Annotated in this window: 22 protein-coding genes; 11 read left to right on the top strand and 11 right to left on the bottom strand. The window is 60.0% G+C overall.

Going from position 1 to position 24,919, the window contains the following annotated elements; translation table 11 throughout:
* Window positions 1-39 precede the first annotated feature (39 nt).
* On the top strand, window positions 40-258 hold the full coding sequence (locus tag V8689_RS12530) for a DUF2970 domain-containing protein (protein WP_056784469.1): 219 nt from the start codon (window positions 40-42) through the stop codon (window positions 256-258).
* On the opposite strand, the gene V8689_RS12525 is transcribed toward V8689_RS12530, so the two are convergent.
* Complete coding sequence (locus tag V8689_RS12525) at window positions 255-1,322, bottom strand: ABC transporter substrate-binding protein (protein WP_056784466.1); 1,068 nt, start codon at window positions 1,320-1,322, stop codon at window positions 255-257. The genes V8689_RS12530 and V8689_RS12525 overlap by 4 nt on opposite strands.
* Window positions 1,323-1,748: 426 nt before the next feature.
* Here V8689_RS12525 and V8689_RS12520 point away from each other — a divergent pair, with 426 nt between their 5' ends.
* The 4 genes from V8689_RS12520 to poxB all read left to right on the top strand — a co-directional run bounded on the left by V8689_RS12520 (window position 1,749) and on the right by poxB (window position 7,122).
* On the top strand, window positions 1,749-3,407 hold the full coding sequence (locus V8689_RS12520) for a nitrite/sulfite reductase (protein WP_003190712.1): 1,659 nt from the start codon (window positions 1,749-1,751) through the stop codon (window positions 3,405-3,407).
* A complete protein-coding gene (locus tag V8689_RS12515; protein WP_056784463.1) occupies window positions 3,391-3,885 on the top strand; it encodes a DUF934 domain-containing protein in 495 nt (164 codons plus the stop codon). Before V8689_RS12520 ends, V8689_RS12515 begins: the two co-directional genes overlap by 17 nt.
* Window positions 3,886-4,086: 201 nt before the next feature.
* The gene (locus V8689_RS12510) at window positions 4,087-5,319 is read left to right on the top strand and encodes an NADH:flavin oxidoreductase/NADH oxidase family protein (RefSeq protein ID WP_056784460.1); all 1,233 of its coding nucleotides are present in this window, start codon (window positions 4,087-4,089) and stop codon (window positions 5,317-5,319) included.
* 78 nt (window positions 5,320-5,397) lie between these two features.
* Window positions 5,398-7,122, top strand: coding sequence for a ubiquinone-dependent pyruvate dehydrogenase (gene poxB / locus V8689_RS12505; RefSeq protein ID WP_056784457.1), 1,725 nt, complete (start codon window positions 5,398-5,400; stop codon window positions 7,120-7,122).
* 122 nt (window positions 7,123-7,244) lie between these two features.
* On the opposite strand, the gene V8689_RS12500 is transcribed toward poxB, so the two are convergent.
* Window positions 7,245-7,802 (bottom strand): NADPH-dependent FMN reductase, encoded by a 558-nt coding sequence (locus V8689_RS12500; RefSeq protein WP_044273388.1) that lies wholly within the window; start codon window positions 7,800-7,802, stop codon window positions 7,245-7,247.
* A gap of 227 nt (window positions 7,803-8,029) precedes the next feature.
* Here V8689_RS12500 and V8689_RS12495 point away from each other — a divergent pair, with 227 nt between their 5' ends.
* Window positions 8,030-8,266: a hypothetical protein gene (locus tag V8689_RS12495; RefSeq protein WP_032892208.1), complete on the top strand. Its 237-nt coding sequence runs from the start codon at window positions 8,030-8,032 to the stop codon at window positions 8,264-8,266.
* 49 nt (window positions 8,267-8,315) lie between these two features.
* Here the strand turns inward: V8689_RS12495 and V8689_RS12490 are convergent, their stop codons facing one another.
* Window positions 8,316-8,654 (bottom strand): hypothetical protein, encoded by a 339-nt coding sequence (locus tag V8689_RS12490; protein WP_060765862.1) that lies wholly within the window; start codon window positions 8,652-8,654, stop codon window positions 8,316-8,318.
* Window positions 8,655-8,837: 183 nt separating this feature from the next.
* On the opposite strand from V8689_RS12490, the gene V8689_RS12485 reads away from it, so the two are divergent.
* Together V8689_RS12485 and V8689_RS12480 are read left to right on the top strand one after the other, a co-directional pair.
* Entirely contained in the window at window positions 8,838-9,743 is a 906-nt protein-coding gene (locus V8689_RS12485; RefSeq protein WP_056784451.1) for a LysR substrate-binding domain-containing protein, read from the top strand.
* Between the two features lie 142 nt (window positions 9,744-9,885).
* Window positions 9,886-14,106 carry a glycosyltransferase gene (locus tag V8689_RS12480; protein ID WP_056784448.1) on the top strand — a complete coding sequence of 1,407 codons (4,221 nt, stop codon included), beginning with the start codon at window positions 9,886-9,888 and terminating at the stop codon, window positions 14,104-14,106.
* 70 nt (window positions 14,107-14,176) lie between these two features.
* On the opposite strand, the gene V8689_RS12475 is transcribed toward V8689_RS12480, so the two are convergent.
* The 3 genes from V8689_RS12475 to dnaQ all read right to left on the bottom strand — a co-directional run bounded on the left by V8689_RS12475 (window position 14,177) and on the right by dnaQ (window position 18,413).
* Entirely contained in the window at window positions 14,177-14,758 is a 582-nt protein-coding gene (locus tag V8689_RS12475; protein WP_081089351.1) for a GNAT family N-acetyltransferase, read from the bottom strand.
* An 8-nt stretch (window positions 14,759-14,766) separates the two neighbouring features.
* Window positions 14,767-17,022: an Orn/Lys/Arg decarboxylase N-terminal domain-containing protein gene (locus tag V8689_RS12470; protein ID WP_056784445.1), complete on the bottom strand. Its 2,256-nt coding sequence runs from the start codon at window positions 17,020-17,022 to the stop codon at window positions 14,767-14,769.
* Window positions 17,023-17,672: 650 nt separating this feature from the next.
* The gene (dnaQ, locus tag V8689_RS12465) at window positions 17,673-18,413 is read right to left on the bottom strand and encodes a DNA polymerase III subunit epsilon (RefSeq protein ID WP_164692278.1); all 741 of its coding nucleotides are present in this window, start codon (window positions 18,411-18,413) and stop codon (window positions 17,673-17,675) included.
* A 203-nt stretch (window positions 18,414-18,616) separates the two neighbouring features.
* Here dnaQ and V8689_RS12460 point away from each other — a divergent pair, with 203 nt between their 5' ends.
* On the top strand, window positions 18,617-18,922 hold the full coding sequence (locus tag V8689_RS12460; protein ID WP_056784442.1) for a DUF2388 domain-containing protein: 306 nt from the start codon (window positions 18,617-18,619) through the stop codon (window positions 18,920-18,922).
* A gap of 10 nt (window positions 18,923-18,932) precedes the next feature.
* Here the strand turns inward: V8689_RS12460 and V8689_RS12455 are convergent, their stop codons facing one another.
* The 3 genes from V8689_RS12455 to V8689_RS12445 form a co-directional block, all read right to left on the bottom strand.
* A complete protein-coding gene (locus tag V8689_RS12455; protein WP_150073468.1) occupies window positions 18,933-19,505 on the bottom strand; it encodes a nuclear transport factor 2 family protein in 573 nt (190 codons plus the stop codon).
* A 74-nt stretch (window positions 19,506-19,579) separates the two neighbouring features.
* The gene (locus V8689_RS12450; RefSeq protein ID WP_056784437.1) at window positions 19,580-20,683 is read right to left on the bottom strand and encodes an NAD(P)-dependent alcohol dehydrogenase; all 1,104 of its coding nucleotides are present in this window, start codon (window positions 20,681-20,683) and stop codon (window positions 19,580-19,582) included.
* Between the two features lie 140 nt (window positions 20,684-20,823).
* A complete protein-coding gene (locus V8689_RS12445) occupies window positions 20,824-21,738 on the bottom strand; it encodes a helix-turn-helix domain-containing protein (protein ID WP_434520719.1) in 915 nt (304 codons plus the stop codon).
* A 113-nt stretch (window positions 21,739-21,851) separates the two neighbouring features.
* On the opposite strand from V8689_RS12445, the gene V8689_RS12440 reads away from it, so the two are divergent.
* A complete protein-coding gene (locus V8689_RS12440; RefSeq protein ID WP_060765913.1) occupies window positions 21,852-22,802 on the top strand; it encodes a glycerophosphodiester phosphodiesterase family protein in 951 nt (316 codons plus the stop codon).
* Between the two features lies 1 nt (window position 22,803).
* Here V8689_RS12440 and rnhA read toward each other — a convergent pair whose 3' ends face one another.
* Both rnhA and V8689_RS12430 read right to left on the bottom strand, forming a co-directional pair.
* Entirely contained in the window at window positions 22,804-23,256 is a 453-nt protein-coding gene (rnhA, locus tag V8689_RS12435) for a ribonuclease HI (RefSeq protein WP_003173571.1), read from the bottom strand.
* Between the two features lie 31 nt (window positions 23,257-23,287).
* Complete coding sequence (locus tag V8689_RS12430; protein ID WP_056784426.1) at window positions 23,288-24,046, bottom strand: class I SAM-dependent methyltransferase; 759 nt, start codon at window positions 24,044-24,046, stop codon at window positions 23,288-23,290.
* A 65-nt stretch (window positions 24,047-24,111) separates the two neighbouring features.
* Here V8689_RS12430 and gloB point away from each other — a divergent pair, with 65 nt between their 5' ends.
* Window positions 24,112-24,879, top strand: coding sequence for a hydroxyacylglutathione hydrolase (gloB, locus tag V8689_RS12425; protein ID WP_056784423.1), 768 nt, complete (start codon window positions 24,112-24,114; stop codon window positions 24,877-24,879).
* Window positions 24,880-24,919: the final 40 nt, after the last annotated feature.

Below are 24,919 nucleotides of genomic sequence, written 5' to 3'. Positions count from 1 at the left end.
GGCTATGCTCTGTGGGACGACCCGACTCGCGAGGGACTTATGGACGACCCCATCGACAACAAACCGCCGACCTTCTGGCAAATGCTGCACAGCGTCATGGCGGCAGCCTTTGGCGTGCAGAGCGGCAAGAACCGCACGCGTGACTTCACCCACGGCAAGCCCAGCCACTTTGTGCTGCTGGGCATCCTGTTCACGGCGATGTTTGCCTTGACCCTGTTTGGCATCGTCAAGCTGGTGCTGCACCTGGCCGGGGTTTAACGCAGCAACAGGTGCAGGCTGAACGGGTAACGGTAGGACGCGGGCTTGCCCACCGCTGACAGTGCGCGAAAATCCACCAATGGCAGCGGGCCCGATAGCCGCCGTGCCTGGGCGGCGTCGATCAACTGGAACAACGCTTCCTGGCGATTGCGACCGCCACGGGCGCCGATATCGACCCCCTTGGCCTCATCATGAATCAACACCATCGCCCAGCCACCCAGGGTGAAATGCCCCGCCACCAAGGTACTCAGGCGTCCATCAAGGCGCGCCGCGAGAATCTGCGGTGAGCTGTTGGCGGCACTGAACAACACGTCTTTGCCGGGTACTCGACCACTGTCTTGCAGGGCCTGCATGGCACCCAGTGCCATCTCATCATTGGCAGACCACACCAGTGCGGTCTGCGGATAGCGCTTGAACAGCTGGCTGGCCTGCTCGAATGCGCGCTGGCGGCTCCACTCACCGTACACCAACTGGCGCAGGCGCACTTCGGGGTGCTCGGCCAGGGCACGCTGCATGCCCTGTACTCGCAGTTGCGCGACCGGCGTGGTCTTGGCGCCGGAAAACGCCAGCAGGTCAAGGGTTGCACCTGGGGCGACCGGCCCGTGCTGGCGCAACAAGTCGGTGAGCATCAGGTAGCCCGCCTGCTCGTCGTCGGCAACCATCGTGCCGATCAAACCGGTGTTGTTGTAGGCGTCCAGTAGTTGCACCTGATCGGGCGTCAGCGCGCTGCTGACGATCAGTAACTTCACCCCGCTGCCCTGGGCCATGCGCATGATTTGCGGGCCGACATACTGTTCATTGACCAGCACCAGGTAATCGGGCCGTTCAATACCCTGCAGCGCCTCTCGCGCATGGGCCAAGGTGACTTGGTTGTCGCGCTCGGAATAGCGCACACGCAAATCCAGGCCGAGGTCCTTGGCGCCGGCCTGCATGAACTGCGCGTAACTGACCCAAAAGGTTTCCGAAGACCGGCCAGGGTTGAGAAACACCACCGACGCAGCCTGGGCGATTGCCCCGTACGCCGACCCCAGCAACCACACACACGCCATCAGAACCTTCAACATGGTTGCCTGAACCTTGAATATTGATCGCCATGATAGTGGCAATTAGATATTCAATCGAGGCTCAATCCACGTGCTGCTTTTACTGGTGGCTGACCCAGAACACCGCGGTTCCGACCACCAGGATAATCAGGAACAAAATTGCCCAGGCGTCCACGGTACTGTCGGGTTTACGGGCTTTGGTGGAATTACTCATCGCATCGCCTCTTGTCGGTTTTATAGGTGACTGCACTCAGACTCGATCACAGTAAAGACCACACTTGTCCCCATGACAAATGTGGGTATGGCGATAACGGTTCTCATTAGTCAGTTTGGTTATTTACATATACCCAAACATCACTTTTGCGCATATACGCAAACTGTTATCGTGCGCCGGCTCCGTTGGGAGTGCGCGGCCGTGCGCGCAGATTTGCCGAGAACAGGACCTATATGTACGTATACGACGAATACGATCAGCGCATCATCGAGGACCGCGTCAAGCAGTTCCGTGATCAGACCCGACGCTACTTAGCAGGTGAACTGAGCGAAGAAGAGTTCCGCCCTCTGCGCCTGCAAAATGGCCTTTATGTGCAGCGCTTTGCGCCGATGCTGCGGGTGGCCGTGCCCTATGGCCAACTGACGTCGCGCCAGACGCGCATGATGGCCAAGATTGCCCGCGACTTCGACAAAGGCTATGCCCACATCAGCACCCGCCAGAACGTACAGTTCAACTGGCCGGCTCTGGAAGATGTGCCGGATATCCTGGCTGAACTGGCTACCGTGCAGATGCACGCCATTCAGACCAGCGGTAACTGCCTGCGCAACGTGACCACCGACCAGTTTGCCGGCGTCGCTGCCGACGAGCTGATCGACCCACGGCCATGGTGCGAGATCGTGCGCCAGTGGACCACCTTCCACCCTGAATTCGCCTACCTGCCGCGCAAGTTCAAGATCGCCATCAATGGCTCGACCTCGGACCGTGCGGCCATCGAAGTGCACGACATCGGCCTGGAGCCGGTGTACAACGCCGCCGGTGAGCTGGGCTTTCGTGTATTGGTCGGCGGCGGCCTGGGCCGTACCCCGGTGGTCGGCGCGTTCATCAACGAGTTCCTGCCGTGGCAGGACCTGTTGAGCTACCTCGACGCCATCCTGCGGGTCTACAACCGTTACGGCCGTCGCGACAACAAGTACAAGGCCCGGATCAAGATCCTGGTCAAGGCGCTGACCCCTGAGGTGTTTGCCCAGAAAGTCGATGCCGAAATGGAACACCTGCGCGGCGGCCAGACCACCCTGACCGAAGCCGAAGTACACCGCGTCGCCAAGCACTTCGTCGACCCTGAGTACAAGGCCCTGAGCAATCAGGACGCCGAGCTGGCCGCACTCGACCAGCAACACCCAGGCTTCGCCCGCTGGCGCACCCGCAACACCCTGGCGCACAAGAAGCCCGGCTACGTGGCAGTGACCCTGTCGCTCAAGCCCACCGGCGTCGCGCCAGGCGACATCACCGACAAGCAACTGGATGCGGTCGCCGACCTGGCCGAGCGCTACAGCTTCGGCCAACTGCGCACCTCACACGAGCAGAACATCATCCTCGCGGACGTTGAGCAGAGCCAATTGTTCACCCTGTGGGGCGAGCTGCGCGAAGGCGGCTTTGCCACGCCGAACATCGGCCTGCTGACCGACATCATCTGCTGCCCGGGCGGCGACTTCTGCTCGCTTGCCAACGCCAAATCGATCCCGATTGCCGAGTCGATCCAGCGCCGTTTCGACGACCTGGACTACCTGTTCGACATCGGCGAGCTGGACCTGAACATCTCCGGTTGCATGAACGCCTGTGGTCACCACCACGTCGGCCACATCGGCATCCTGGGTGTGGACAAGAAAGGCGAAGAATTCTACCAAGTGTCCCTGGGTGGCAGCGCCAGCCGCGATGCGAGCCTGGGCAAGATCCTCGGCCCATCCTTCGCCCAGGAAGCCATGCCGGAGGTGATCGGCAAGCTGATCGACGTATACATCGAACAGCGCACCGAAGATGAGCGTTTCATCGACACCTACCAGCGCATCGGCATCGACCTGTTCAAGGAGCGCGTCTATGCAGCGAATCATTAAGAACAACGCAGTCGTCGACGAAACCTGGCACTTGCTGCCCAAGGACGCGAGCTTCGACGGCATTTCCAACTGCGACGACCTGATCGTGCCGCTGGCCCTGTGGCGCGAGCACGGCCACGCCCTCAAGGCCCGCGACGGCGGTTTGGGGGTGTGGCTGGACGCCGATGAAGAAGCCGAAGAAATCGGCGATGACGTGAAGCACTTCCAGGTCATCGCCCTGAACTTCCCGGCCTTCACCGACGGGCGCAACTACTCCAACGCGCGCCTGTTGCGTGACCGTTATGGTTACAAGGGTGAACTGCGTGCCATTGGCGATGTGCTGCGTGACCAACTGTTCTACCTGCACCGCTGCGGGTTCGATGCCTTCGCCTTGCGCGCGGACAAAGACCCTTATGAAGCGCTGGAAAGTCTCAAGGATTTCTCGGTGACCTATCAAGCGGCCACCGATGAACCCCTGCCACTGTTCCGTCGCCGCTAACACCCTGTAGGAGCGAGCTTGCTCGCGAAAAACCTGAACGATAACGCAGGTCGCCTGGCTGTAGTGGCGCCCTCGCGTTCTTCGCGAGCAAGCTCGCTCCTACAGTTCCGTCGCCAGTCAATCCTTCGTGATCAACTCCCGCTTGACATTAAAGTTAACTTTAAGCTTAGCCTGAGGCCTCCCCTGCTCAGGAGTTAACCCATGTCACCGTTCGCCCCCCTGCAACTGCCTAACGGCCAAGTCATCGCCAACCGCATCGCCAAGGCCGCGATGGAAGAGAACATGGCGGACCTGCATCAGGCACCGTCCAACGCATTGAAGCAGTTGTACAAGACCTGGGCCGACGGCGAGCCCGGCCTGCTGCTGACCGGTAACGTGATGATCGACCGCCGCGCCATGACCGGCCCTGGCGGTGTCGCGCTGGAAAACGAGCAACACCTGGCCAGTTTTCGTGAATGGGCCGACGTAGCCCGGGCCAAGGGTGTGCACTTCTGGGTACAGCTCAGCCATCCGGGCCGCCAGACCATGGCCAACCTCGGTCAACAAGCGTTGGCACCCTCGGCTATTGCGCTGGATGTGGGCAGTTTTTCCAAGATGTTCGCTACACCCAAGGCCATGACCGAAGACGACATCCAGGACGTCATCAAGCGCTTCGCCACCAGCGCCCGCCTGGCCGAGCAAGCCGGGTTCACCGGGGTGCAGATCCACGGCGCCCATGGCTATTTGTTGAGCCAATTTCTCTCGCCCTTGAGCAACCATCGCACCGACCGTTGGGGCGGCTCCTTGGAAAACCGCGCACGCCTGCTGCTGGAGGTTATCCGCGCCGTACGGGCCAGCGTCAGCCCTTCATTTTGTGTGTCGGTAAAGCTAAATTCCGCAGACTTCCAGCGCGGCGGCTTCGATGAGACCGATGCACGCGCTGTAGTGGAGATGCTCAATACACTGCCGATTGATTTGCTGGAATTGTCCGGCGGCAGCTATGAAGCGCCGGCCATGCAAGGTGAAGCCCGGGACGGCCGCACCTTGGCCCGTGAAGCCTACTTTTTGGATTTCGCCACACAAATGGCGAGCATCGCCACCATGCCACTGATGGTGACCGGAGGTATTCGCCGCTTGCCGGTGGTCCAGCAGGTACTCGACAGCGGCATCGCCATGGCCGGCATCGCCACCGCCCTGACCCTGGAGCCGCAGCTGATCAAGCAGTGGCGTGAAGGTCGCGACCTCAACCCACAACTCAAGCCCATGGAATGGAAGCGCAAACCCCTGGCCGCCCTCGCCACCCTCGCCGTGGTGCGCAACCAGATGCGCCGCCTGAGCCGCGGCCGCCTGCCCAACCCCAACGTCGCGCCCTGGCTGGCACTGGTGTGTGACCAGCTGTTTATCGCGCGGCGTACGCGGCAGTATCGCGCAAGCATGACGCAATCTTCACATTAAAGGCGGAGCATTCGCCGTGATTGAACTGTCCCCTACTGATCAGCAGTTTTTCAACCTCACTGACGATTGGAGTTCCTCATGGCGAAAATCAACCTGGCCCAGCAGTTGGCGACGACCCTGGAACAAGCGGGCATCAAGCGTATCTGGGGGCTGACCGGCGACAGCCTCAATGGCCTGACCGACGCCTTGCGCAGCATGGACAGCATCGAGTGGATGCATGTGCGCCACGAAGAGGTCGCGGCCTTCGCTGCCGGTGCCGAAGCGGCGGCCACCGGCGAGTTGACGGTGTGCGCCGGCAGTTGCGGGCCGGGTAACCTGCATTTGATCAATGGGTTGTTCGACTGCCATCGCAACCATGTGCCGGTGCTGGCGATTGCCGCGCAAATTCCGTCCTCGGAGGTGGGCCTGAATTACTTTCAGGAGACCCACCCCCAGGAACTGTTCAAGGAGTGCAGCCACTTTATCGAGCTGGTGAGCAACCCCGAGCAGATGCCTCAGGTGCTGCACCGTGCCATGCGTTCGGCGATTCTCAACCGAGGCGTGGCGGTGGTGGTGATTCCGGGGGATGTGTCGCTGTTGGAGGTGGAAGATAAGCTCAAGCCGTGGCCGGCCTTGCACGCACCGCGCACCGTGCCGGTTGAGCAGGACTTGCAGCGCCTCACCGACTTGCTCCAGAGCAGCGAGAAAGTCACTCTGCTGTGTGGCAGCGGCTGTGCCGGTGCCCACGATCAGGTAGTGGCGCTGGCCGACGCCCTCGGCGCGCCGGTGGTGCATGCACTGCGGGGCAAGGAGCACGTGGAGTGGGATAACCCGTTCGACGTGGGCATGACCGGCCTGATCGGTTTCAGCTCCGGTTACCACGCCATGCTCGACTGCGACACCTTGATCATGCTCGGCACCGACTTCCCCTATCGCCAGTTCTACCCGACCGACGCGAAGATCATCCAGGTGGACCGCAACCCGCAAGCCCTGGGGCGCCGTGCGACCTTGGACCTGGGCATCGCCGCCGACGTCAGTGAAACCATCGCCGCGCTGCTGCCACGCCTGACCCGCAAGACCGATCGCAGCTTCCTCGAAACCTCCTTGAAGCACTACGAAAAAGCCCGCCAAGGCCTGGATGATCTGGCGCAACCGTCCAAGGCTGGTAGGCCGATCCATCCCCAGTACGTGGCGCGCTTGCTCAGCGAGCTGGCCGATGATGATGCGATCTTCACCGCCGATGTCGGCTCACCCACCGTGTGGGCGGCGCGTTATCTGAAGATGAACGGCAAGCGCCGGCTGATCGGCTCGTTCAACCATGGCTCGATGGCCAACGCGATGCCTCAGGCTATCGGCGCCCAAGCGGCATTCCCTGGACGGCAGGTGATTTCGATGTCTGGGGACGGTGGTTTCACTATGTTGATGGGGGATTTCATTTCCCTGGCGCAGCTGCAATTGCCGGTCAAACTGGTGGTGTTCAACAATTCGTCCCTGGGTTTTGTCGCCATGGAGATGAAGGCCGCAGGTTACCTGGACACCGGCACCGAGCTGAAAAACCCGGACTTCGCGGCCATGTCCAATGCCATGGGAATCTTGGGCATTCGGGTGGGGCAATCCGAAGATTTGGAGCCAGCCCTGCGCCGTGCGCTGGCCCATAACGGCCCGGTGTTGGTGGATGTGGTGACCGCCACTCAGGAACTGGTAATGCCGCCGAGCATCAAGCTGGAACAGGCCAAGGGGTTCAGCCTGTATATGCTCAAGGCGGTCATGAGCGGGCGCGGCGATGAGGTTATCGAACTGGCACGTACCAACTGGTTGCGATAACCCCCTACTGTAGGAGCGAGCTTGCTCGCGAAGATCGTAACGACAACGCTGACATCCTGAATGAACGCGTTATCCTCGAGTTTTTCGCGAGCAAGCTCGCTCCTACAGGGGCCGGGCTAATTTCAAGCCTTCTGTTTTTCTACCCACTTGCCATAGGCATCGATGAACGCCTGCAGGAACGGCTTGGTCTTGTCCGACACCTTCCCCGCCTCATCGAACACACTGCCCGCCCCGCCCAGGTAGGCTTCCGGCTGCTGCATGCACCACACATCCAGGAACACCAGGGACTGACGCAAATGGTGGTTGGCGCCAAAGCCGCCAATGGCACCCGGCGACACGCTGATGATCGCCCCCGGCTTGCCGCTCCAGGCGCTTTGCCCGTATGGGCGCGAGCCCACGTCGATGGCGTTTTTCAAGGCGGCTGGCACGGAGCGGTTGTATTCGGGGGTGACGAACAGCACCGCGTCGGATGAACTCACCTGTTTGCGCAAAGTGCTGTAGGCTGCTGGCGGTGTTGCACCGTCGATGTCCTCGTTGTAGAGCGGCAAGTCGCCGATTTCAACAATGTTCAACTTGAGATTGGCAGGGGCCAGTTCGGCCAGGGCCAGCGCGACCTTGCGGTTGATCGACTCTTTTCTCAAGCTGCCCACCAGGACGGCAATCGTGTAGACCTTGCTCATTGAGGTTTCCCGACTTCTGAATAAAGGAGCTTGTAGTTATAGAGGCTTCGCGGCGCGTTCACCAGAGGGTTATGCGGATTCCCTCGACGTTTTCCTTGCAAGCGCTTGCGTAGGAAGCGTCTGAAAATATCAGCGAATAGTATTTTTTTCTTATAGGTAAACTACCCCGCTCCCTGACGGTCTACAGAACCGCAAATCGAGTGTTTATCTCCAGAGGTTCTAAACAGATGGCTGCAGTACTTGTTGGACAGTTTCATGCCAGAGACGCGGAAGGCCGCGTGTATTCGGTGCATGAGTTCCAGGAATCCAACCCGGCGCAAGGCGACCTGGCGGGATCGACGCCCACCGTGACCTACAAGCTGGCCATTGGCGACCGTGTAGAAAAGCTGGAAGGTGATGAATTCAAACTGATCCAGTCGGGCACCATTCTCGTGCGCGAGTCCGAAACCACTCTGGCCTCGTAAGCGCTTGCCATGTTCACCTGCTCAGTCCTGGCGACTGGGCTGGGAACGCTCATGGGCGGCGGATCTGCGTTACCTCTATGCCCTGCTCGTCTTGCTTGAGCGTCACCAGCAACTGGCCGCGCTCCCCTTGCACCGTATACATCGAGCGCTTGTAACCCGGCGCGTTGTACGCGGGGTAAGCCTCGACCTCCCTGACCAGGGTAATCCCCACTACTGCGCCCACTTGCTCGTCCACCTGTTGCTGGGTGCGGATAAAGGCTTGCAGTGCGAGGTCATCCGGCGTCGGTTCATTCTGATGATTGAAGAAGTAAGCCGCCAGGCCTCCCACGGTCACCAGGACCAGGAGTTGCTTGGCCGTTACCCCGAAGAACGTCGAGGGCAGAGGCATATGAGACCAGACCTGTTTTTTATTTTAAGTACCGGCAAACCGGCAGGGGTCGTTGCTGATCAGACTGGCCATTCTAGTGGGGTCGTGGCTGAACGCCATAGCCTGGGACGACCCCGGCAGTCTTTTTTACGCACGAAGGCCTGCGCCATTGAATCCCCTGCGCACTGCACATAGACTCCGGCCATGCGTTTACGTCATATCGAAGTGATTCAGGCCATCTTGCAAACCGGCCACCTCGGCACCGCCGCCGAGTGGTTGCAACTCCCCGTGGGCGAAGTAGACGCCACCCTCAAGGACGCTGAGCAGCAACTGGGCTTCATGCTGTTCGCCAGCGTGCGCGGGCGCTTGCAGCCAACCCGGGAAACCTTGGAGCTGCAGGCGCAAATCACTGCTCTGTACGAAGCCCTGGAGCCGCTGCAACGCCTCGCCAGCCGTTTGAAACACCACCACGCGCCGCCCTTGCGCGCCCTCTGCACGCCGCCGCTTGCCAACCAACTGTTGCCCCAGAGCATTGCCGCGCTGCGTCGACGCTTCCAGGATATGCCGTGCAACCTGTCGAGCCAACCCACTGGCGAGATCATCAACAGCCTGCTGTTGCATGAAGCCGATGTAGGCCTGAGCCTGCATGACCCTGAGCATCCACAGATCCAAAGCACGGTGCTGGCCCAAGGCAAATTGCAGTTGCTGGCCCCCCATGGCTGGCTCAAGCCCAAGCAAAAATACATTGCGTTGCAGGACTTGGCCGGCCAGTCGCTGATCGGCCTGGAAGGCCATGACCCGCTCAGCCGCTTGCTGGATGCCAAGCTGCAAGCCCTGCGACCACTGCCCGTGGTGCAGACGCGGGTGCAAACCTACCCGATGATGCGCGGCCTGGTGGAAGCCGGAGAAGGCCTGGCAATTGTCGACCCGTTCACCGCCTTCGGTGCGCAGGCGTCCGGCCTGGATACCTGCCCGTTATCGCCGCCCATTCCGGTCAGCCTATACGCACTGACGTTGAAGAATGCCGCGTCCACACCCGCGCTGAATGCGCTGCTGGAAATCGTCGCGCAAAAAGCCCAGGCCCTGCTGGCGGGCTCGCCAGCACCGTAACGGGGCTCCGCGCCCTTTCCTTCCTGGCACGACACACGGCCTTAAAGAAAAGACAGGAACCCCATCCTGTGCGCAGGGCACTCATCCAGCACAAAGCACACGCTTTCTAACGGATGAACAGCGCAACAAAGGATTGATACCCATGCTCCCACTTCCCAATGCACTGGCGCACTTGCCGCTGCTGCACCCTGCTGCCCTGACTCAAGCACCACCCCTGCAGCCCGCGCTCACGACGCAGCCCTTACCGGTGGAGGCTTCCACCAACGATTTGGCCCCCGACGAACTCGACAACCCGACAGCCCTTAAACAAGCCTTCAGTGAGCGCTGTAACTGGCAGCTACTGGCAGACAACCTGGGCGAACTCCTCAAGGAACTCAACGACGCCTTCCCAGGCGAGTTGTCGGACCGCCAACGAGGCGCGCTCGAAGCCCGGCTCGCCACGCATCTGGCAACCTCCACGCTACCGGTGTGCGAGGGCTCACGGTACTCGCGGCAACACAACCTGGCACCCAACAGCCGGGTCAAGCTAGGTACATTCCTAAGCGGCAGCGGCGTGCCCGCACCCAAGAGTCTTGAGGCGTTGCTGGCGCTTTATCAGGTGGCGACCAAGCAGGTGCAGACGTTTCCCCTCGGCAATTACGGTGGCGCCCTGTCGTGGCCGATCCCGCTGTCGGCGCAGGACCAACAAGCCCTCATTGACCTGTTGAACACACCAAACCCCGCCCTGCCGGAACTGCCACTGACCGACAAACAGGGTGTGCTGGGCTACCTGTGCTCTGTCACTCACCTGTCGAGCAACGACTTCAAATTCCCGGCCAGCGCCATGGAAATGCTGCTGGGATCGGCCAAGGCGCAAGCACTGGGCCAGTTCATTCAAGCGCGACTGGGCGGCATCGCAACCAACACCAGCGTCAATGACTACTTGTTGGCAGCCATTGCATTAGGGCTGGACCCGCAAGCCCTGGGAACACCGGCCCGCAACAGCGTGAGTGGCTTTGATCTCGGCCAACGAGCGCTCTGGAACCAGCCGCCCAACGTGGTGATCGAGGGCTTGAGCCGCCATCTGGTCGCGGAAGGTCGAGCGTCCAAGGCATCGGCTGACCTGGCAGCGCGCCTGTTGCTGGCACGTACCGCACCGCAGTATCTGGTCAAGGACATACCGCCCAACGTGACCTACGGCAGCGTGGCGTGGACTCAATTGGAGATCGCCGTGGCCAAGCTGGAGGTCGAGTCGCCGGGACGTGCATTCACCATGACCTACAGCGAGGTACTGACAGCCGCCGAGACCACCGATGTCGGAGCGCTGACCCAGACGATCCATCGCGAAGCCTTGCACAACTGGGGAATCGTCAACGGTTACTTGAAAGCGGACACCTTTCCCAGCGATACGCAGATGCGCGCCACGCAAACCGCCTTCAGCAATCAGCAACAATCGTTGCAGGCCACCGCCCAGGCACTGGCAACCCCCATTCCGATGCGCGAGGAGATGGGCATGCAATTGCTGCGGGAAAAATTTCCCGGTGTGCCGGACGACGTCTTCAGGGCAAAGCACCTGACCAAAGCCCGGCTGATTCCAGGGCGGCCAGGGCGCTTCCCCGGTACCCACTCGATGCTGGATGTGGTCATGCAGGGTGCCAAGGTCGACAACAGCGACAGCGAGCACTGGATCACCCAGGACAAGCGCATCCCCATCATGGCGTTCTGCGCGCTTTCCGATAGCGGCGTACTGTCGGTCGCAGACGCCTTTGACCAGCACTACAAACCCGCGATGGAGGCGCTGGAAAAAGGTCATGCGGGAATGACCCAGCACCTGATATCGACGTTACCACCGCAAGATCGGGAAAATTTCGAATATGGCCAGCTCGAATTTTTCCATACCAACGACTACTTCATAGAAGCCGATTTTTCGAGCAAAACCCTGATCAAGAAAGGCCATACGCTGGATGTGAAAATCACCCGCAACGGGCAGGTCAATATTTATCGGATCGACACCCACGCCGGGAGCATTACCAAACACAATTACCTCGCGCATATTTATTCGCCGCCCTATTCCCGACTCGATATGCGCGACGCGAACACGTTGCGCAGGACCGTGCGCTTCAACCCGTTCGCAGACGAGCACGCCCAACGGTCCAAGGAAACACCGGCACGCGTTGAAACGCCGCAGGTGTTCGACTCCAAGCGCACCCGCTACATCGCCAAAGTGCTCACCCAACGTCTGGACCTGCACGGCGATGACCTGCTCCAGCACGCCCGTGGAACCACTTCATACGATAAAACCAGCGCCGCCAACCAGGCCATCGGCGAGTTTTTTCTCAACATGATCCCTTTCAGGTCGGCGATTGTTAATTTCATGCAGGGCAATATCGGCGACGGCTTGATGGACCTTGGCCTCGATGTGATCGGCCTGGTGACACTGGGCGCCGGCAAAGCCGCCCAGGCCGGCAAAGTGCTGAGCAAGGGCGTGTTTGGGGTCAAAGGCGTCGCCAGAACTGCACGGTTCGTCGGCACCGTCGCGCTCGAGGCGCTTAACCCATTGGGCGGCGCAGGCGATTTGCTCAAGGGCATCAGCCGCTGGGCCTGGTCCAAGGGCGCGAAAGCCTTCAATACGCTCAGGGGCGCCACCGGCAGCTACGACCTGCTCAAGGCCGCCAGTACCCAGCATGGCCTGGTTTCCACAGGCACCGCCAGGATTGCCGGGCATGACCTCGAAATGGGGGCCGTGTTCCAAGGTGGCAACTGGCACGCCTTTGATGCAGCAAAGGGCTTGCCCTATGGGCCGCCACTCCAGCATTTCCAACCCTCGGTGGTGGCCGCCAACGGCGAGCTCAAGGTGCTCAATACACCGTCGCTGCAGGGTTACGAGGCCACGGTCTCTGCAGACCTGCTCCAGGTCAAAGGCTTGCAAGGCAACGTCTACGTAGGCCCGAACAATAAAGAATATGTGAAGGTTGACGGCACGCTGTATGAGTCCAACCTGAAAGAAGGTCAGCGCTTTATAAGGCATCCGTCTGGAACCGGCGTCGACCTTCCAGTCAAGGAGGTGGGCGTTGCGGGTTGGGAACCGATTTCACGCGGTCACCGTTTGCCCGGAGGTGCGCCCACTACAACCCATTGGCGATTATCCGACGACACGTTCGTCGTACCCCTTGATGATGTAAAGATAACGCGTACAGGGGATTCCCCCTACGCCGTCCACTACAAAGGCCGCGATCATACGGTGACGTTTGATACGCAGGTCGGCGCATGGAAAAGCGAGATGTCCAATACTCACGTTCCCGGCAACCAGGCGAACACAGGCGCCATGTATTTTTGGCGGACCGGCAAGGGGAAATGGCAGCTGGGTAGTGTCGATGAGTTCAATCACGCAAAAAAAATCAAAACCCATAAACATATCTTTGTTAACGCCTCGCCGTCTATTTCTCTGACGGTCCCCCATAACACCAAGCCAATTCCCAAAGAGATTCACTACTTCTGGGCCGGCGGCCATATGAATCCTCACTTGCAGGACAACATACGGATCAATGCGCTCAACACGCCTGGCTATAAATCTATCGTCCATGTTGATGCCAACGACCAGAGGACGTTTGTCAAACTCAAAAATCAACTGGAGGCCAACAAGTCAGGCATTCAGGTCAGAAACCTTCATAAAGACGAGCTTTTCCAACAGTTAAAGTCTTCCGACATGTATGCCTATTTCCGCCAAGGCCAGGGAACCAACCTTGCTGCAGCCTCGGATGTGGCGCGCTATCCGATCATGAAGAAATATGGCGGCATTTACCTTGACACTGACGACACCATTGTCACCACCATCAAAGACACCGAATTGCACGCGGCGCCCAACGACATTCTGTTAAACAGCCCCGTCGCCATTGAGTTCACTGACTACAAAAATTTCTACAACACCAGCAACTTCGCCACCCAACCTGACAACCCTGTCATCGACACCATTATCAGTGAGATGCGCACCCGCTTCGCTAATAACAAAGACTACTTCACCGCACACCGCCCCACCGTTCAACAAGGCGAGGCACCCAATGCTGAGTTCTACGAGTACGAGCGTAAAATTTTTGAGACGGTTGGCCCCGATATGTTTAACGACATACTGAAGTCGCGCCGGCCTGACATGTATGACCTCGGTTTTGATAGATTAAAAGAAGTCACACTGGTTGATAATAAACCCGTGCGCAACGGGCCGGCTATCAACATAGAAGCGGTCATACACGAGCAGTATAAAGCGCAAGGCATCGTCCCACCGAGCGATACGCGAGAAAAAATGAACGCGGTAAAAACCCATTACTTTCCGTTCGCCTTGGATTTTAAAATCAAAACCGGCAACGAACACTCTTGGATGTACACCTGAACATTGAGATAGCGGGACGGGCCGGCATAAATGCCGCCTGGTCCCCGCCAGGGTCAACATCCTCGGCCGTTCATACCGCTTCGCGCTCCGATTTGAACAACCGATACCAGAAAATTGCGACTTCGCGGGTGTGCGGGTCGATCCCGCGATAACGCAGTTGATCGATACCGCCCATCACATAACCACAGCGCTCATACAGGCGACAGGCGCCGAGGTTGTTGTTCTGGGTTTCGAGCATCATGCCCGGCAGGTTTTTCTTGCGGGCCCAGAATTGCGCGACGTCCAGCAGTGACTTGGCCACGCCATGTCGGCGCGCCGGCAACGCCACGGCCAACTCGTCAACGTGGGCAAAGCCGTTCCAGTTGGTGCTGACCACGATATGCCCCACGGCACAGTCATCCAGGTACGCCATGAAGATCGAGCTGTCGGCGGCGTCACGGAAACTGGCGAACTCCTCCGGGTCGATGCCATAGCACTTGCGGTACGGCAGCACGCGCTCCACTGGCCATTGGTCAACGCGCTGGCCCATTTGCGGCACCCCATAGGCGCTGACTTCAAAGCTGAAATCATTGCCCCATACATAGGCGTCAAAACCTTCGTCGGCGACTCGCACACTGAGTCCTGGATACTTCGGGTTCATTACAGCTTGCATAACCTTCCTTAACCCTTGATGCAGTCGACGGTATAACGACGGCCACTGCCGTCATCTTCGTGTTGCAGCCCATGCACATCCGCGACAAAGCCGGGGAAACTGCTATCGAACGTGCGGGCAAATGCCAGGTAATCGATGATCGAGCGCGTTGACTCGGTGAAGCGTTCGCCAGGCATGATCAGTGGAATGCCCGGCGGGTAAGGCACCAGCATCACGGCGGCGATGCGTCCTGCCAAGGCATCGATAGAGACCGCCTCCACCTCGCCCCTGACCAACTGGTCGTAGGCATCGGCGGGTTTCATCGCGATTTGCGGCAATACCGTATACATACGCTTGAGGTGCCTGGCCGTGGCATTGCTACGGTAACAGCTGTGCAACTGGTCGCAAAGGTCGCGCAGCCCCAGGCCTTGATAACGCGCCGGGCCTTGGGCATACACCGACGGCAAGCAACTGGCCAGGCTGACATTGGCATCGTAGCTACGCTTGAACTCCAGCAGCTCGGTGAGCAAGGTGCTCCATTTGCCTTTGGTAATGCCCATCGAAAACAGCACGAGGAACGAATACAGCCCAGTTTTTTCCACCACTAACCCGCGCTCCCAGAGGAACTTGCTGACCACTGCGGCGGGAATCCCACACTCGCTCAAGGCCCCTCCGGCGTTGAGGCCAGGCATCACCAGCGTGACTTTGATCGGGTCCAGCAGTACGTAGTCTTCGACCACGTCGCCAAAGCCATGCCACTCATCCCCAGGGTGCAACAGCCAATCCGCCGTGGCGACCCGGTCGATGCCTGCTACCGAGGGTGGTTGCCAGATGGAAAACCACCAGTCTTCGGCCGCGATATGCTGGCGCAAGTTGGCCAGGGCGCGACGGAAACTCAAGGCCTCGTCGAACATTTCCTGGAGCAGCGAGCGCCCGGCCGGGCCTTCCATCATCGCCGAGGCCACATCCAGCGACGCGATGATGCTGTATTGCGGCGAGGTGGAGATGTGCATCATGAAGGCTTCATTGAAGCGGTCACGGTCCAGTTGCCGTGCGCCACCGTCCTGCACGTGGATCATCGACGCCTGGCTGAAGGCGGCCAGCAATTTATGCGTACTGTGGGTGGTGAACACCAAGGGGCTGTCCGGCGTGCGCGAGGTGCCCATGCCATAGCGCCCGGCGAAAAACTCGTGAAAGGCGGCGTAGGCGTACCAGGCCTCATCGAAGTGCAGCACCTCGACACTGCTGCCCAACTGCTGCTTGATCAGTTCGGCGTTGTAGCACAGGCCGTCATAGGTGGAGTTGGTCACCACCGCCAATTTCACTTTCGGTGCTCGCCCACGGGTCAAGGGGCTGGCGTCGATCTTGGCGCGGATCGACTCAGGGCTGAATTCGCTCAGGGGGATCGGACCGATGATCCCCAGTTCGTTGCGCTCCGGGCACAGGTACAGCGGGATCGCGCCGGTCATGATGATCGAATGCAATACGGACTTGTGGCAATTGCGGTCCACCAGCACCAGGTCATCGCGCCCCACCATGGAATGCCAGACGATCTTGTTGGCGGTGGACGTGCCGTTGATCACGAAGAACGTATGGTCGGCGCCAAAGTTACGCGCAGCGCGGGCCTCGGCTTCGGCCAACGGCCCGGTGTGATCGAGCAGCGAGCCCAGCTCGGGCACCGATACCGACAAGTCAGAGCGCAGGGTGTTCTCCCCAAAAAACTGATGGAACGCCTGCCCCACCGGGCTTTTGCGATAGGCCACGCCACCGCCATGGCCGGGGGTGTGCCAGGAATAATTGGAGTCGGCGGTGTGTTGCACCAAAGCCTTGAAGAACGGCGGTAACAGGCCATCCAGGTAAGTGCGTGCGGCGCGGGCGACTTGGCGCGCCAGAAACGGCACGGTGTCTTCGAACAGATAAAGGATGCCGCGCAGTTGGTTGAGCTCGCTCATGGCATCGGCAGGGGCGTTTTCCAGGGTGACTTGCTCGCCCAGCGCAAAGATCGGCAGGTTGGGCGCGCGCAGCCGCGCCAGGCGAATCAGCTCTACCATGTTTTGCAACAGATGAGTGTTTTCCCCGGCGCCTTCGGCGGCGATCAACATGCACGCCAGACCATGATGGGTAGCGGCCACCAGCCGCCCCTCGGCGTAGTCCACCGCAGAAAAAATACTGAAGCCCTCCTGTTCCAACTCCCTGGCGATGCCTCGAACCCGGTCACCGGCAACGGTGTCGGCCTTGATGTCACGGTGCACGATCAGAACGGGGAACTTCAGGTCTTTGTACATGAGCACTCTTACTCCGGAGGCTTTGCACAAGGGTAGAAGCTGGAAGCAAAAGTGGCGAATGAAGATTTCACAGGCGGTCGAGAGGTACCTGCATAACTTCGGTACGGGGCTGAACCTGTGGCGAGGGAACTTGCTCCCGTGACGGCCTGCCAGCTGGGCCATACCTACCTGACATCCCGCGACCCAACTGTGGGAGCTGGCTTGCCTGCGATGACGGCCTCACAGTCAACACAGTTGGACCGGGTACATATCCGTTATTTAGGTAACGGCCGCTTAAGGTTCCGCCCTGACGGCGGGTCACTTTGGAAAAGCCCCAAAGTAACCAAAGGGCTCTTGCCCCACCACTCGGCACCTCGCCTAGGCTCGGTGTGCCCGTAATCCGCCAGTGATTTGGGGGGCCGCCGCCACGCGCCATCCATGGCGCGGGGCGGCTAAACCGGCATCCCTGCCGGTTTACCCCCCAAATCCCTGTCGAATTCCGGCCAGCGTGGTTTAACGGGGCGCTTGAGATCAAGATCAAAAGCAGAGCAAGAGCAGATCAAGAGCGGCTCGCTTCGCATCGTGGTTACCGTCGGCTGTCAGGCCGCCATCGCAGGCAAGCCAGCTCCCACATTTGGATCGCGGGGCGTCAGATAGATAGGTGAACGCTGTTATTGCTGGGTGAGTTGCGTCCACAACGCCGGTGCACCCGCAGCCTTGGCAATCGCTTCCAACCGCGCCGCATGTTCGGCCAGATCCTGCTCGCTGGCGCGGATGATAGGCGTCGGCTTGCGATCAGCCGGCAAGCGGCGGATTTCCGAAGGGCGGTTGCCCGAGCCCTCCGCCGAACCGCTGCCATCGGACGCATTACCGGCCAGGGACAGGCTGGTCTGCCCGCCGGTCATGGTCAGGTAAACGTCGGCGAGAATCTCGGAGTCGAGCAAGGCGCCGTGGAGTTCACGGCCGGAGTTATCGACGCCATAACGCTTGCACAAGGCATCGAGGCTGTTGCGTTGGCCCGGGTGACGCTCGCGGGCCATCATCAAGGTATCGAGGATCGTGCAGTGCTGGGAGATGTCCGCACGGTCGGTCTGCCCCATCAGGGCAAATTCGTTGTTGATGAAGCCGATGTCGAACGCCGCGTTATGGATGATCAACTGGGCGCCGTTGATGAACTCGAAGAACTCATCGGCCACTTCGGCAAAGCGGGGCTTGCCCTTGAGGAATTCATCGGTGATGCCGTGAACGCCAATCGCCCCTTCGTCACTGTCACGGTCCGGTTGCAGGTAGACGTGGAAGTGGCGGCCGGTCAGGCGGCGCCCCATCAGTTCGACACAGCCGATTTCGATGATCCGGTGACCATCGGTCACCGGCATGCCGGTGGTTTCGGTATCGAGTACAACAGATCGGATGGCCATCAGGGTTCAGCTCTCAACGGTTCGGTACAGTTCAAGGGGCGGGATATTAGCACGCTCTATAACCGAAGCGCCCCATGGCACCCAGCCACCAGTGAAGACCCAACAGTTTTTTACAAGCTTTAGCAAACTTGCTGCGGTTTGCTACGCCCCCCGTTGCTAACCTGCGCGCCTCTCCTTGATGCGGAATGCCCTGACTCATGTTCAACCTGAAATGGCTGTTCATCCCGTGCCTGTTCAGCGTCGCCAGTGCGCAGGCCACCAGTTTCGTCATGACGACAGACGCGTTGGTGAGCCTGTCGATGAGTGCCACGGGTGGCACCAGCAGCAGCTTCAAGGACGATAAAATCGTGCTGGCCGCCAAGACGGATGCCGCATCGTTTGTCGCAAGCGCGGGGGAAATACGGGGTGCGCAGCTAGAGTCGGCCTTTATGCATATCCGCCAGACGCGGATGGAGCTGCAGTGCACGGACGAGCAGCTCGCCCGTGCGATCATGGCCCTGTAAGCCGCAGCTATTACTGGGTCTTTTTGATCAGACCAAAGTCCCGCAAGGCGACGTAGGGGTCCCAATACTCGCGCACGGCCTGGATTTGCCCGTCCTTGGCCATACGCAAAATGGCGATGAAGGTCTGGTGATAGGGCTTGCCACTGGCACGAATCACCCCATCGCTGGTGTACTCAAACACGTAGGTGCCCTTTTCAGTGGTCTCAAGCAAGGTCCAGGTCTTGGGGTCGCTGTACTTCAAGTTGCCCAACTGTTTGCTGAAGTTGGTGAAGTAATCGGTCATTTCCTGGCGCCCGTTATTGGCACGCTTGAAGCCGGCATTCGGAAAATCATCGACCGGCGCATAGGCCAGCGTGTACACGCCGTCCTGCTGGTAGTACTTGGCCATTTCGGCCGGGTGCTCCGACCAACCATTCAGGCTGCGCCAATAGAAGTCCGCCACGTCGGCCGTGGTGTAGCCCGGCGACAAGTAGTAGAAGCCGTTCTGCTCCTTGATGGTTGCCTTGGGTTGAGCGTTTACACCGGCAGCAAAAACTGCCGTGGCGGCCAACAGGCCCACTAACCATCCACGAAGACTGATCATGTCTATTACCTCACTTTCTCTTGATTGACGGGGTGCTACGGTTTTATTGCGCGCACGCCCTTACCGGGCGTGACTCAATGAGGCATGCGCAGGACGGCCTTGATGGTGTCGCCCGAATGAATATCGGCGATCGCCTGATTGATCTGTTCCAGGTCGTAGAAGCGGACCATTTTGTCCACCGGGAAACGCCCCTGTTTGAACAAGTCCACCAGGCGCGGCAGGAACACTGAAGGCGCCGCGTCCCCCATGATGCTGCCGCGCACCACGCGGCCCCGAATCAGTTGCATGACATCCAGAGACAGCTGCGTGCCAGGTGCCACCACGCCGGTCAGCACGGCCTCCCCGCCCTCTTCCAGTACATTGACAGCGCTGGCCATCACGCCAACATGGCCTGCGCATTCGACTGAATATTTCACCCCCTGCCCGCCGGTCAGCGCCATGACCTGCTCGGTCGCGTCGCCCTGGCTCGCATCAATCAAGTGGGTGGCGCCCATCTCTTGAGCCACGGCCAGGCGCGACGCTTGGGTGTCTATCGCGATGATCGGATTGCAGCCCATCACCCTCGCCGCCATGATCGCGCTCAGGCCCACTGCGCCCATGCCGAAGACAGCGATGGCGGTGCCGGGTGACGGTTTAAGGGTGTTGATGACGGCGCCCGCCCCCGTCATGACGCCGCAGGCGAACGGCCCCAGGAACTCCAGCGGCGCATCGTCTGCCACCTTGACCAGGCTGCTGGCGCTCACCACGGCGTAATTGGCGAAGGAGGACTGGCCAAAAAAGTGGCTGTGCACCGGCTGCCCCTGATCATGCAGTGCCACTGAGCCGTCGGCCCGCGAGGCTTTCCAGTTGTACTCAAAATGCTCATCGCAGTAAGTCGGCAGTCCGCTGGCGCAGTGGCTGCATTGCCCGCAGAAACCGAGGGACAGAATGACCTTGTCGCCTACCTGCACATGGCTGACGTTCGAGCCGACTTGCTCGACGATACCGGCGCTTTCATGCCCCAGCACCACGGGCATTGCCACCGAAATCTGTTGGTCACGCACGGCAAGGTCGGTATGGCAAATGCCCGTGGCAATGATTTTGACCCGCACTTCATCGTTGCGCGGTATGCCCAGTTGCAACGGGCGCACGTCAAACAGTGCACCTTTGCCTTCGGTCACGGCAGCCAGGATTTTCATGGGATTTTTCTCTGCACCATCAGTGGTTCAATGTTGGTTACCGGGGTAACCAACCGCTGAAGCCAGACTAACGAGCAGCTTCGCAGGCCGCTTTACCTTGCCTGCTGTTGTGTTGACACATATTGCGCAATGTACGAGGCCTAGGGACGACGCAACTGGCTGGCGGCTTGCCCGACGATGCGCCGGAACGCGCGGGAGAATTGGCTGGCGCCGGCAAAGCCGGTGTCCAGGGCAATATCCAGCAGGCTGCGGTCAGTGGTGGTGATCAAGTGCTTGGCCCGGTTGACGCGGCACAGCAGCAGGTACTGGTACGGCGACATGCCGAACGTGCGCCGGAAGACCCGAGAGAAATGATAAGGGCTGAGGTTGACGATGTTGGACAAGTCGGCCAGGCGCACTTCATCGGCCAGGGACGCCTCGATGTAGTCAGTCAAACGCTGGCGCTGCACCGGCCCGAACTCGCCGGTATTAACCGGCACAACCTCGGGCAGTTGTTGCAGCGCACGCACTTCCTGCATCAACAGCATCACCAGGGTTTCCAGGTACAGGGCATCGGTTTTGCCGCCATGCACGACCTGATCCAAGCGCTCCAGCAACCCCCGCAAGAACGCATCATGGCAACTGATCAGCGGCTTGAGGTCCGTTTGCACACGATAGGTCGGGCAGACTGCCGCCAATTGATCCTCATCAACCGACACCAGGACATAGCCGACCCTGGCACGTTCCCCCGTCCACCCTTCGAACAGGGCACCGGCCGGAATAAAATCAACGAACTGGTCCAAGGCCCTACGCCCAGCCAACCGCAAGCCATCGATGCTGACCTCGCCATCGCTGACCGACCCCTGTCGATACAGCACAAACTGATGCTGCGAGCGGCGCATTTCAAAACGATGAGGGCGATGTGCTACCTGCACGCACTCAATCGTGCCCCAGGGTGGCAGAGCGCGACGGATCATCTGCGAAATCCGTGGCGGCGTGTACGTCAGCCCCTGTGGCTCGCTCTCTACCGCTTCATCAAGAAATGCCTGGACATCGGCATGAGGTAAAGAGGACATCCCGCACTCCCGGTTAGCATTGAGCTCGATATTAATTAAATAATGGGGCCTTTCGTTTATTAATCAGGCCAGCTCGGCAGTATGCCGGACACCGCGACCAAAGGTGCCCCTCAATGATTGAAGCTCGATACGCCCCAGCGCTGCTACTCGCCAGCCTTGTGCTGGGCGGCTGCACCACTGCACAAGCCCCAGACGTCGCGGGCACACACTTGCCGCTGATCGTAGCCCATCGAGGTGGCACGGCGGACTTCCCGGAGAACACCCTGCTGGCGGTTGAGAACGCCTTGCGCCATAACGTCGACATGCTATGGCTGACCGTGCAACTGAGCCGTGACGATGTGCCCGTGTTGTACCGGCCTGCCGACCTGAGTGCCAATACCCAGGGTACAGGCGCGGTGGCAGAGAAGACCTGGGCGCAGTTGCAACAACTCAACGCCGGCTGGCAGTTCAAGCAAACTGCAGCGGATGGCCGCGTGACCTTTCCTTATCGCACCCAGGCCGTAGCGTTGCCCTCATTGCAACAGGCGCTCACAGCGATTCCAGTAACCACCCCAATCATCCTCGACATGAAAGCACTCCCGGCCACGCCCCAGGCGGCGGCTGTTGCTCGCGTATTGGAGCAGAACCACGCCTGGGACCGCGTGTGGATCTACTCCACCGACGTCAGCTACCAGCAAGCGTTCGCCCAATACCCCAAGGCCCGGCTGTTCGAATCCAGGGATCGGACCCGTGAACGCCTGGCCAATGTTGCCCTGGCAAACAATTGCAACCCGACACCGCAACCAGGCGGTTGGGTAGCGTTCGAGTACCAGCGCAAAGTGGATTTGGTGGAAACGTTCACCCTCGGTGAGGCCCGCTCAGCGGTGAATGCCAAGCTGTGGACGCCCCAGGCTGTCGACTGTTTTCGCGCCAACGGCGAATCGAATATTCTGGCGATTGGGGTCAACAACGCTGACGACTATCGCGCCGCTGCCTGCCTGAAGCTCAATGCCGTGCTGGTAGATTCGCCACGCGCGATGGCGGCAGTGAAGCAGCGGCTCGAACGGCCGCTGCGGTGTCGCTGATTCAGCTCTGCTTGTAGCCGCGCACTTCATCCACGCCACGGTTGGCCAACTGGTCGGCGCGCTCGTTGCCAGGGTGACCAATGTGGCCGCGTACCCATTTCCAGGTGATGTCGTGACGGTTGCACTGCTCATCGAGCAATTGCCACAGGTCGGCGTTCTTGACCGGCTCCTTGGCCGCCGTCTTCCAACCGCGTTTTTTCCAGTTGACCATCCACTCGTTGATGCCCTTCATCACATATTGCGAGTCGGTCACCAGGAGTACGTTGCAGCGCCGCTTGAGCTCTTCGAGGCCGCGAATGGCGCCCATCAGTTCCATGCGGTTATTGGTGGTATTGGCTTCGCCGCCCCACAGTTCCTTCTCCACGCCCTTGCACACCAGCAAGGCGCCCCAGCCGCCTGGGCCCGGGTTGCCTTTGCAGGCGCCATCGGTGAAGAGTTCTACGCTATCGGTCATCGGTTATTCGGCCTGAAATCAAAAAGAGGTTTTACGGTTCGCGTTGTTCGCGGTTGACCTTGGCCAACGGCATCGGCACGAGCTTGCCGATCGGCTCGCGGCGTACTTGTTGCACGGGTCGCAGCCCGACCACGATCTTGCGTGCAACCAGTAAATAGAAGCCGCCACCCGACAGCTGCCAGGCCCCTGCGCGGCGTTCCCAACCGGCCAGGCAGCCCTGCCACTTGGCTGTCGCAAGCGGCGGACGATAGCACCCGAAGCGGCGTTTCTCCAGCGCGAAGCCCAGCAGGTTGAGCCAGTCGCCTACCCGTGAAGGCGCGATGCAACGCGCCTGGCGCAGTCCATCATGGGCGAACACCCGGCGCAGGCCCCAACTGCTCCAGGGGTTGATGCCGACAATCAGCAAATGGCCACCAGGGCGCACGCTGCTGGCCGCTTCGCGCAACAAACCGTGGGGTGAGAGGCAAAAATCCAGGCCGTGCTGCAACACCACCACATCGGCGGCGTGTTCGCTCAAGGGCCAGGCCTGCTCCTCGCAGACGATCTCCACCCCCGGCAAAGGCGCACCCAGGCGCACATTGCGTTGCACCTGCGGCGCCGAGGGCGGCGTGTCGGCCGAAGGGCCGTAATGCACTAGATAGCCACCAAAGAACCGGCCCAGCTCGTCTTCGAGCATGCGCCGCTCTTCTTCCAGCAAAAACTGCCCAATCGGCCCGGACAACCATTCGCGGGCCGCGCTGATCAGGGCCAGCCACTCAGGATCGGCCTGGGCGAACGCTTTATCAGTCATTGCATTCTCCAACTCGCCTAGACGTTCTAAGATGCACCAATGTGTTCAGCTTGGCGAATCGAAGAATGATACAGATCAGTGCCCTACCCGCCTTCACCGACAACTACATCTGGTTGTTACAAGACCCCGCCACCCAGCGCTGCGCCGTGGTCGACCCCGGCGATGCCGCGCCAGTACTGGCCTGGCTCAAGCAGAATGCGGCGTGGACCCTCAGCGACATCTTGGTCACCCACCATCACCATGATCATGTAGGCGGTGTCGAGCAACTGAAAACTGCCACCGGCGCCAAGGTCTACGGCCCGGCCAACGAAAAGATCCCGGCGCGGGATGTGGCCTTGCACGACAACGACCACATCAGCGTGCTGGGCTGGGACTTCGACGTGTACGCGGTGCCAGGCCATACCCTGGGCCACATCGCCTTTTACCACCAAGGCGTATTGCTGTGTGGCGATACCTTGTTCGCCGCCGGCTGCGGTCGCCTCTTCGAGGGCACGCCCGAGCAGATGTACAACTCCCTGGAACGCCTGGCCGCCCTGCCCGCCGATACGCAGGTGTACTGCACCCACGAGTACACACAAAGTAACCTCAAGTTTGCCCAAGCGGTGGAACCGCACAACACCGACATCGCCGAACGGGTGGAAAATGTCGCCCAACTCCGCGCCCGTGGCGAGATGACGCTGCCATCCAACCTGGCCCTGGAAAAACTTACTAACCCATTTTTGCGCACCGCTGAAACATCCGTTAAACAAAAAGCGGACGAACGGAACGGCCGCGACAACCGCTCTGGGGCCGAGGTGTTTGCTAGCTTGAGGGCTTGGAAAGATAAGTTCTAACCAGATGCAATCTGATACGTAATTTCTGAATGGTTGACCG

Source organism: Pseudomonas sp. AK181 (assembly GCF_051122975.1).
Taxonomy (GTDB): Bacteria; Pseudomonadota; Gammaproteobacteria; order Pseudomonadales; family Pseudomonadaceae; genus Aquipseudomonas; species Aquipseudomonas lactis.
The sequence above is the reverse complement of the archived record's forward strand: the minus strand, read 5'-3'. Positions and strand labels throughout refer to the sequence as shown.

Excerpts from the sequence above, each read along its gene's own strand:
- V8689_RS12530 (WP_056784469.1), top strand. The coding sequence starts at position 40 with ATGGACGACCCCATCGACAACAAACCGCCGACCTTCTGGCAAATGCTG.
- V8689_RS12525 (WP_056784466.1), bottom strand. The coding sequence starts at position 1,322 with ATGTTGAAGGTTCTGATGGCGTGTGTGTGGTTGCTGGGGTCGGCGTAC.
- V8689_RS12520 (WP_003190712.1), top strand. The coding sequence starts at position 1,749 with ATGTACGTATACGACGAATACGATCAGCGCATCATCGAGGACCGCGTC.
- V8689_RS12515 (WP_056784463.1), top strand. The coding sequence starts at position 3,391 with ATGCAGCGAATCATTAAGAACAACGCAGTCGTCGACGAAACCTGGCAC.
- V8689_RS12510 (WP_056784460.1), top strand. The coding sequence starts at position 4,087 with ATGTCACCGTTCGCCCCCCTGCAACTGCCTAACGGCCAAGTCATCGCC.
- poxB (WP_056784457.1), top strand. The coding sequence starts at position 5,398 with ATGGCGAAAATCAACCTGGCCCAGCAGTTGGCGACGACCCTGGAACAA.
- V8689_RS12500 (WP_044273388.1), bottom strand. The coding sequence starts at position 7,802 with ATGAGCAAGGTCTACACGATTGCCGTCCTGGTGGGCAGCTTGAGAAAA.
- V8689_RS12495 (WP_032892208.1), top strand. The coding sequence starts at position 8,030 with ATGGCTGCAGTACTTGTTGGACAGTTTCATGCCAGAGACGCGGAAGGC.
- V8689_RS12490 (WP_060765862.1), bottom strand. The coding sequence starts at position 8,654 with ATGCCTCTGCCCTCGACGTTCTTCGGGGTAACGGCCAAGCAACTCCTG.
- V8689_RS12485 (WP_056784451.1), top strand. The coding sequence starts at position 8,838 with ATGCGTTTACGTCATATCGAAGTGATTCAGGCCATCTTGCAAACCGGC.
- V8689_RS12480 (WP_056784448.1), top strand. The coding sequence starts at position 9,886 with ATGCTCCCACTTCCCAATGCACTGGCGCACTTGCCGCTGCTGCACCCT.
- V8689_RS12475 (WP_081089351.1), bottom strand. The coding sequence starts at position 14,758 with ATGCAAGCTGTAATGAACCCGAAGTATCCAGGACTCAGTGTGCGAGTC.
- V8689_RS12470 (WP_056784445.1), bottom strand. The coding sequence starts at position 17,022 with ATGTACAAAGACCTGAAGTTCCCCGTTCTGATCGTGCACCGTGACATC.
- V8689_RS12460 (WP_056784442.1), top strand. The coding sequence starts at position 18,617 with ATGTTCAACCTGAAATGGCTGTTCATCCCGTGCCTGTTCAGCGTCGCC.
- V8689_RS12455 (WP_150073468.1), bottom strand. The coding sequence starts at position 19,505 with ATGATCAGTCTTCGTGGATGGTTAGTGGGCCTGTTGGCCGCCACGGCA.
- V8689_RS12450 (WP_056784437.1), bottom strand. The coding sequence starts at position 20,683 with ATGAAAATCCTGGCTGCCGTGACCGAAGGCAAAGGTGCACTGTTTGAC.
- V8689_RS12445 (WP_434520719.1), bottom strand. The coding sequence starts at position 21,738 with ATGTCCTCTTTACCTCATGCCGATGTCCAGGCATTTCTTGATGAAGCG.
- V8689_RS12440 (WP_060765913.1), top strand. The coding sequence starts at position 21,852 with ATGATTGAAGCTCGATACGCCCCAGCGCTGCTACTCGCCAGCCTTGTG.
- rnhA (WP_003173571.1), bottom strand. The coding sequence starts at position 23,256 with ATGACCGATAGCGTAGAACTCTTCACCGATGGCGCCTGCAAAGGCAAC.
- V8689_RS12430 (WP_056784426.1), bottom strand. The coding sequence starts at position 24,046 with ATGACTGATAAAGCGTTCGCCCAGGCCGATCCTGAGTGGCTGGCCCTG.
- gloB (WP_056784423.1), top strand. The coding sequence starts at position 24,112 with ATGATACAGATCAGTGCCCTACCCGCCTTCACCGACAACTACATCTGG.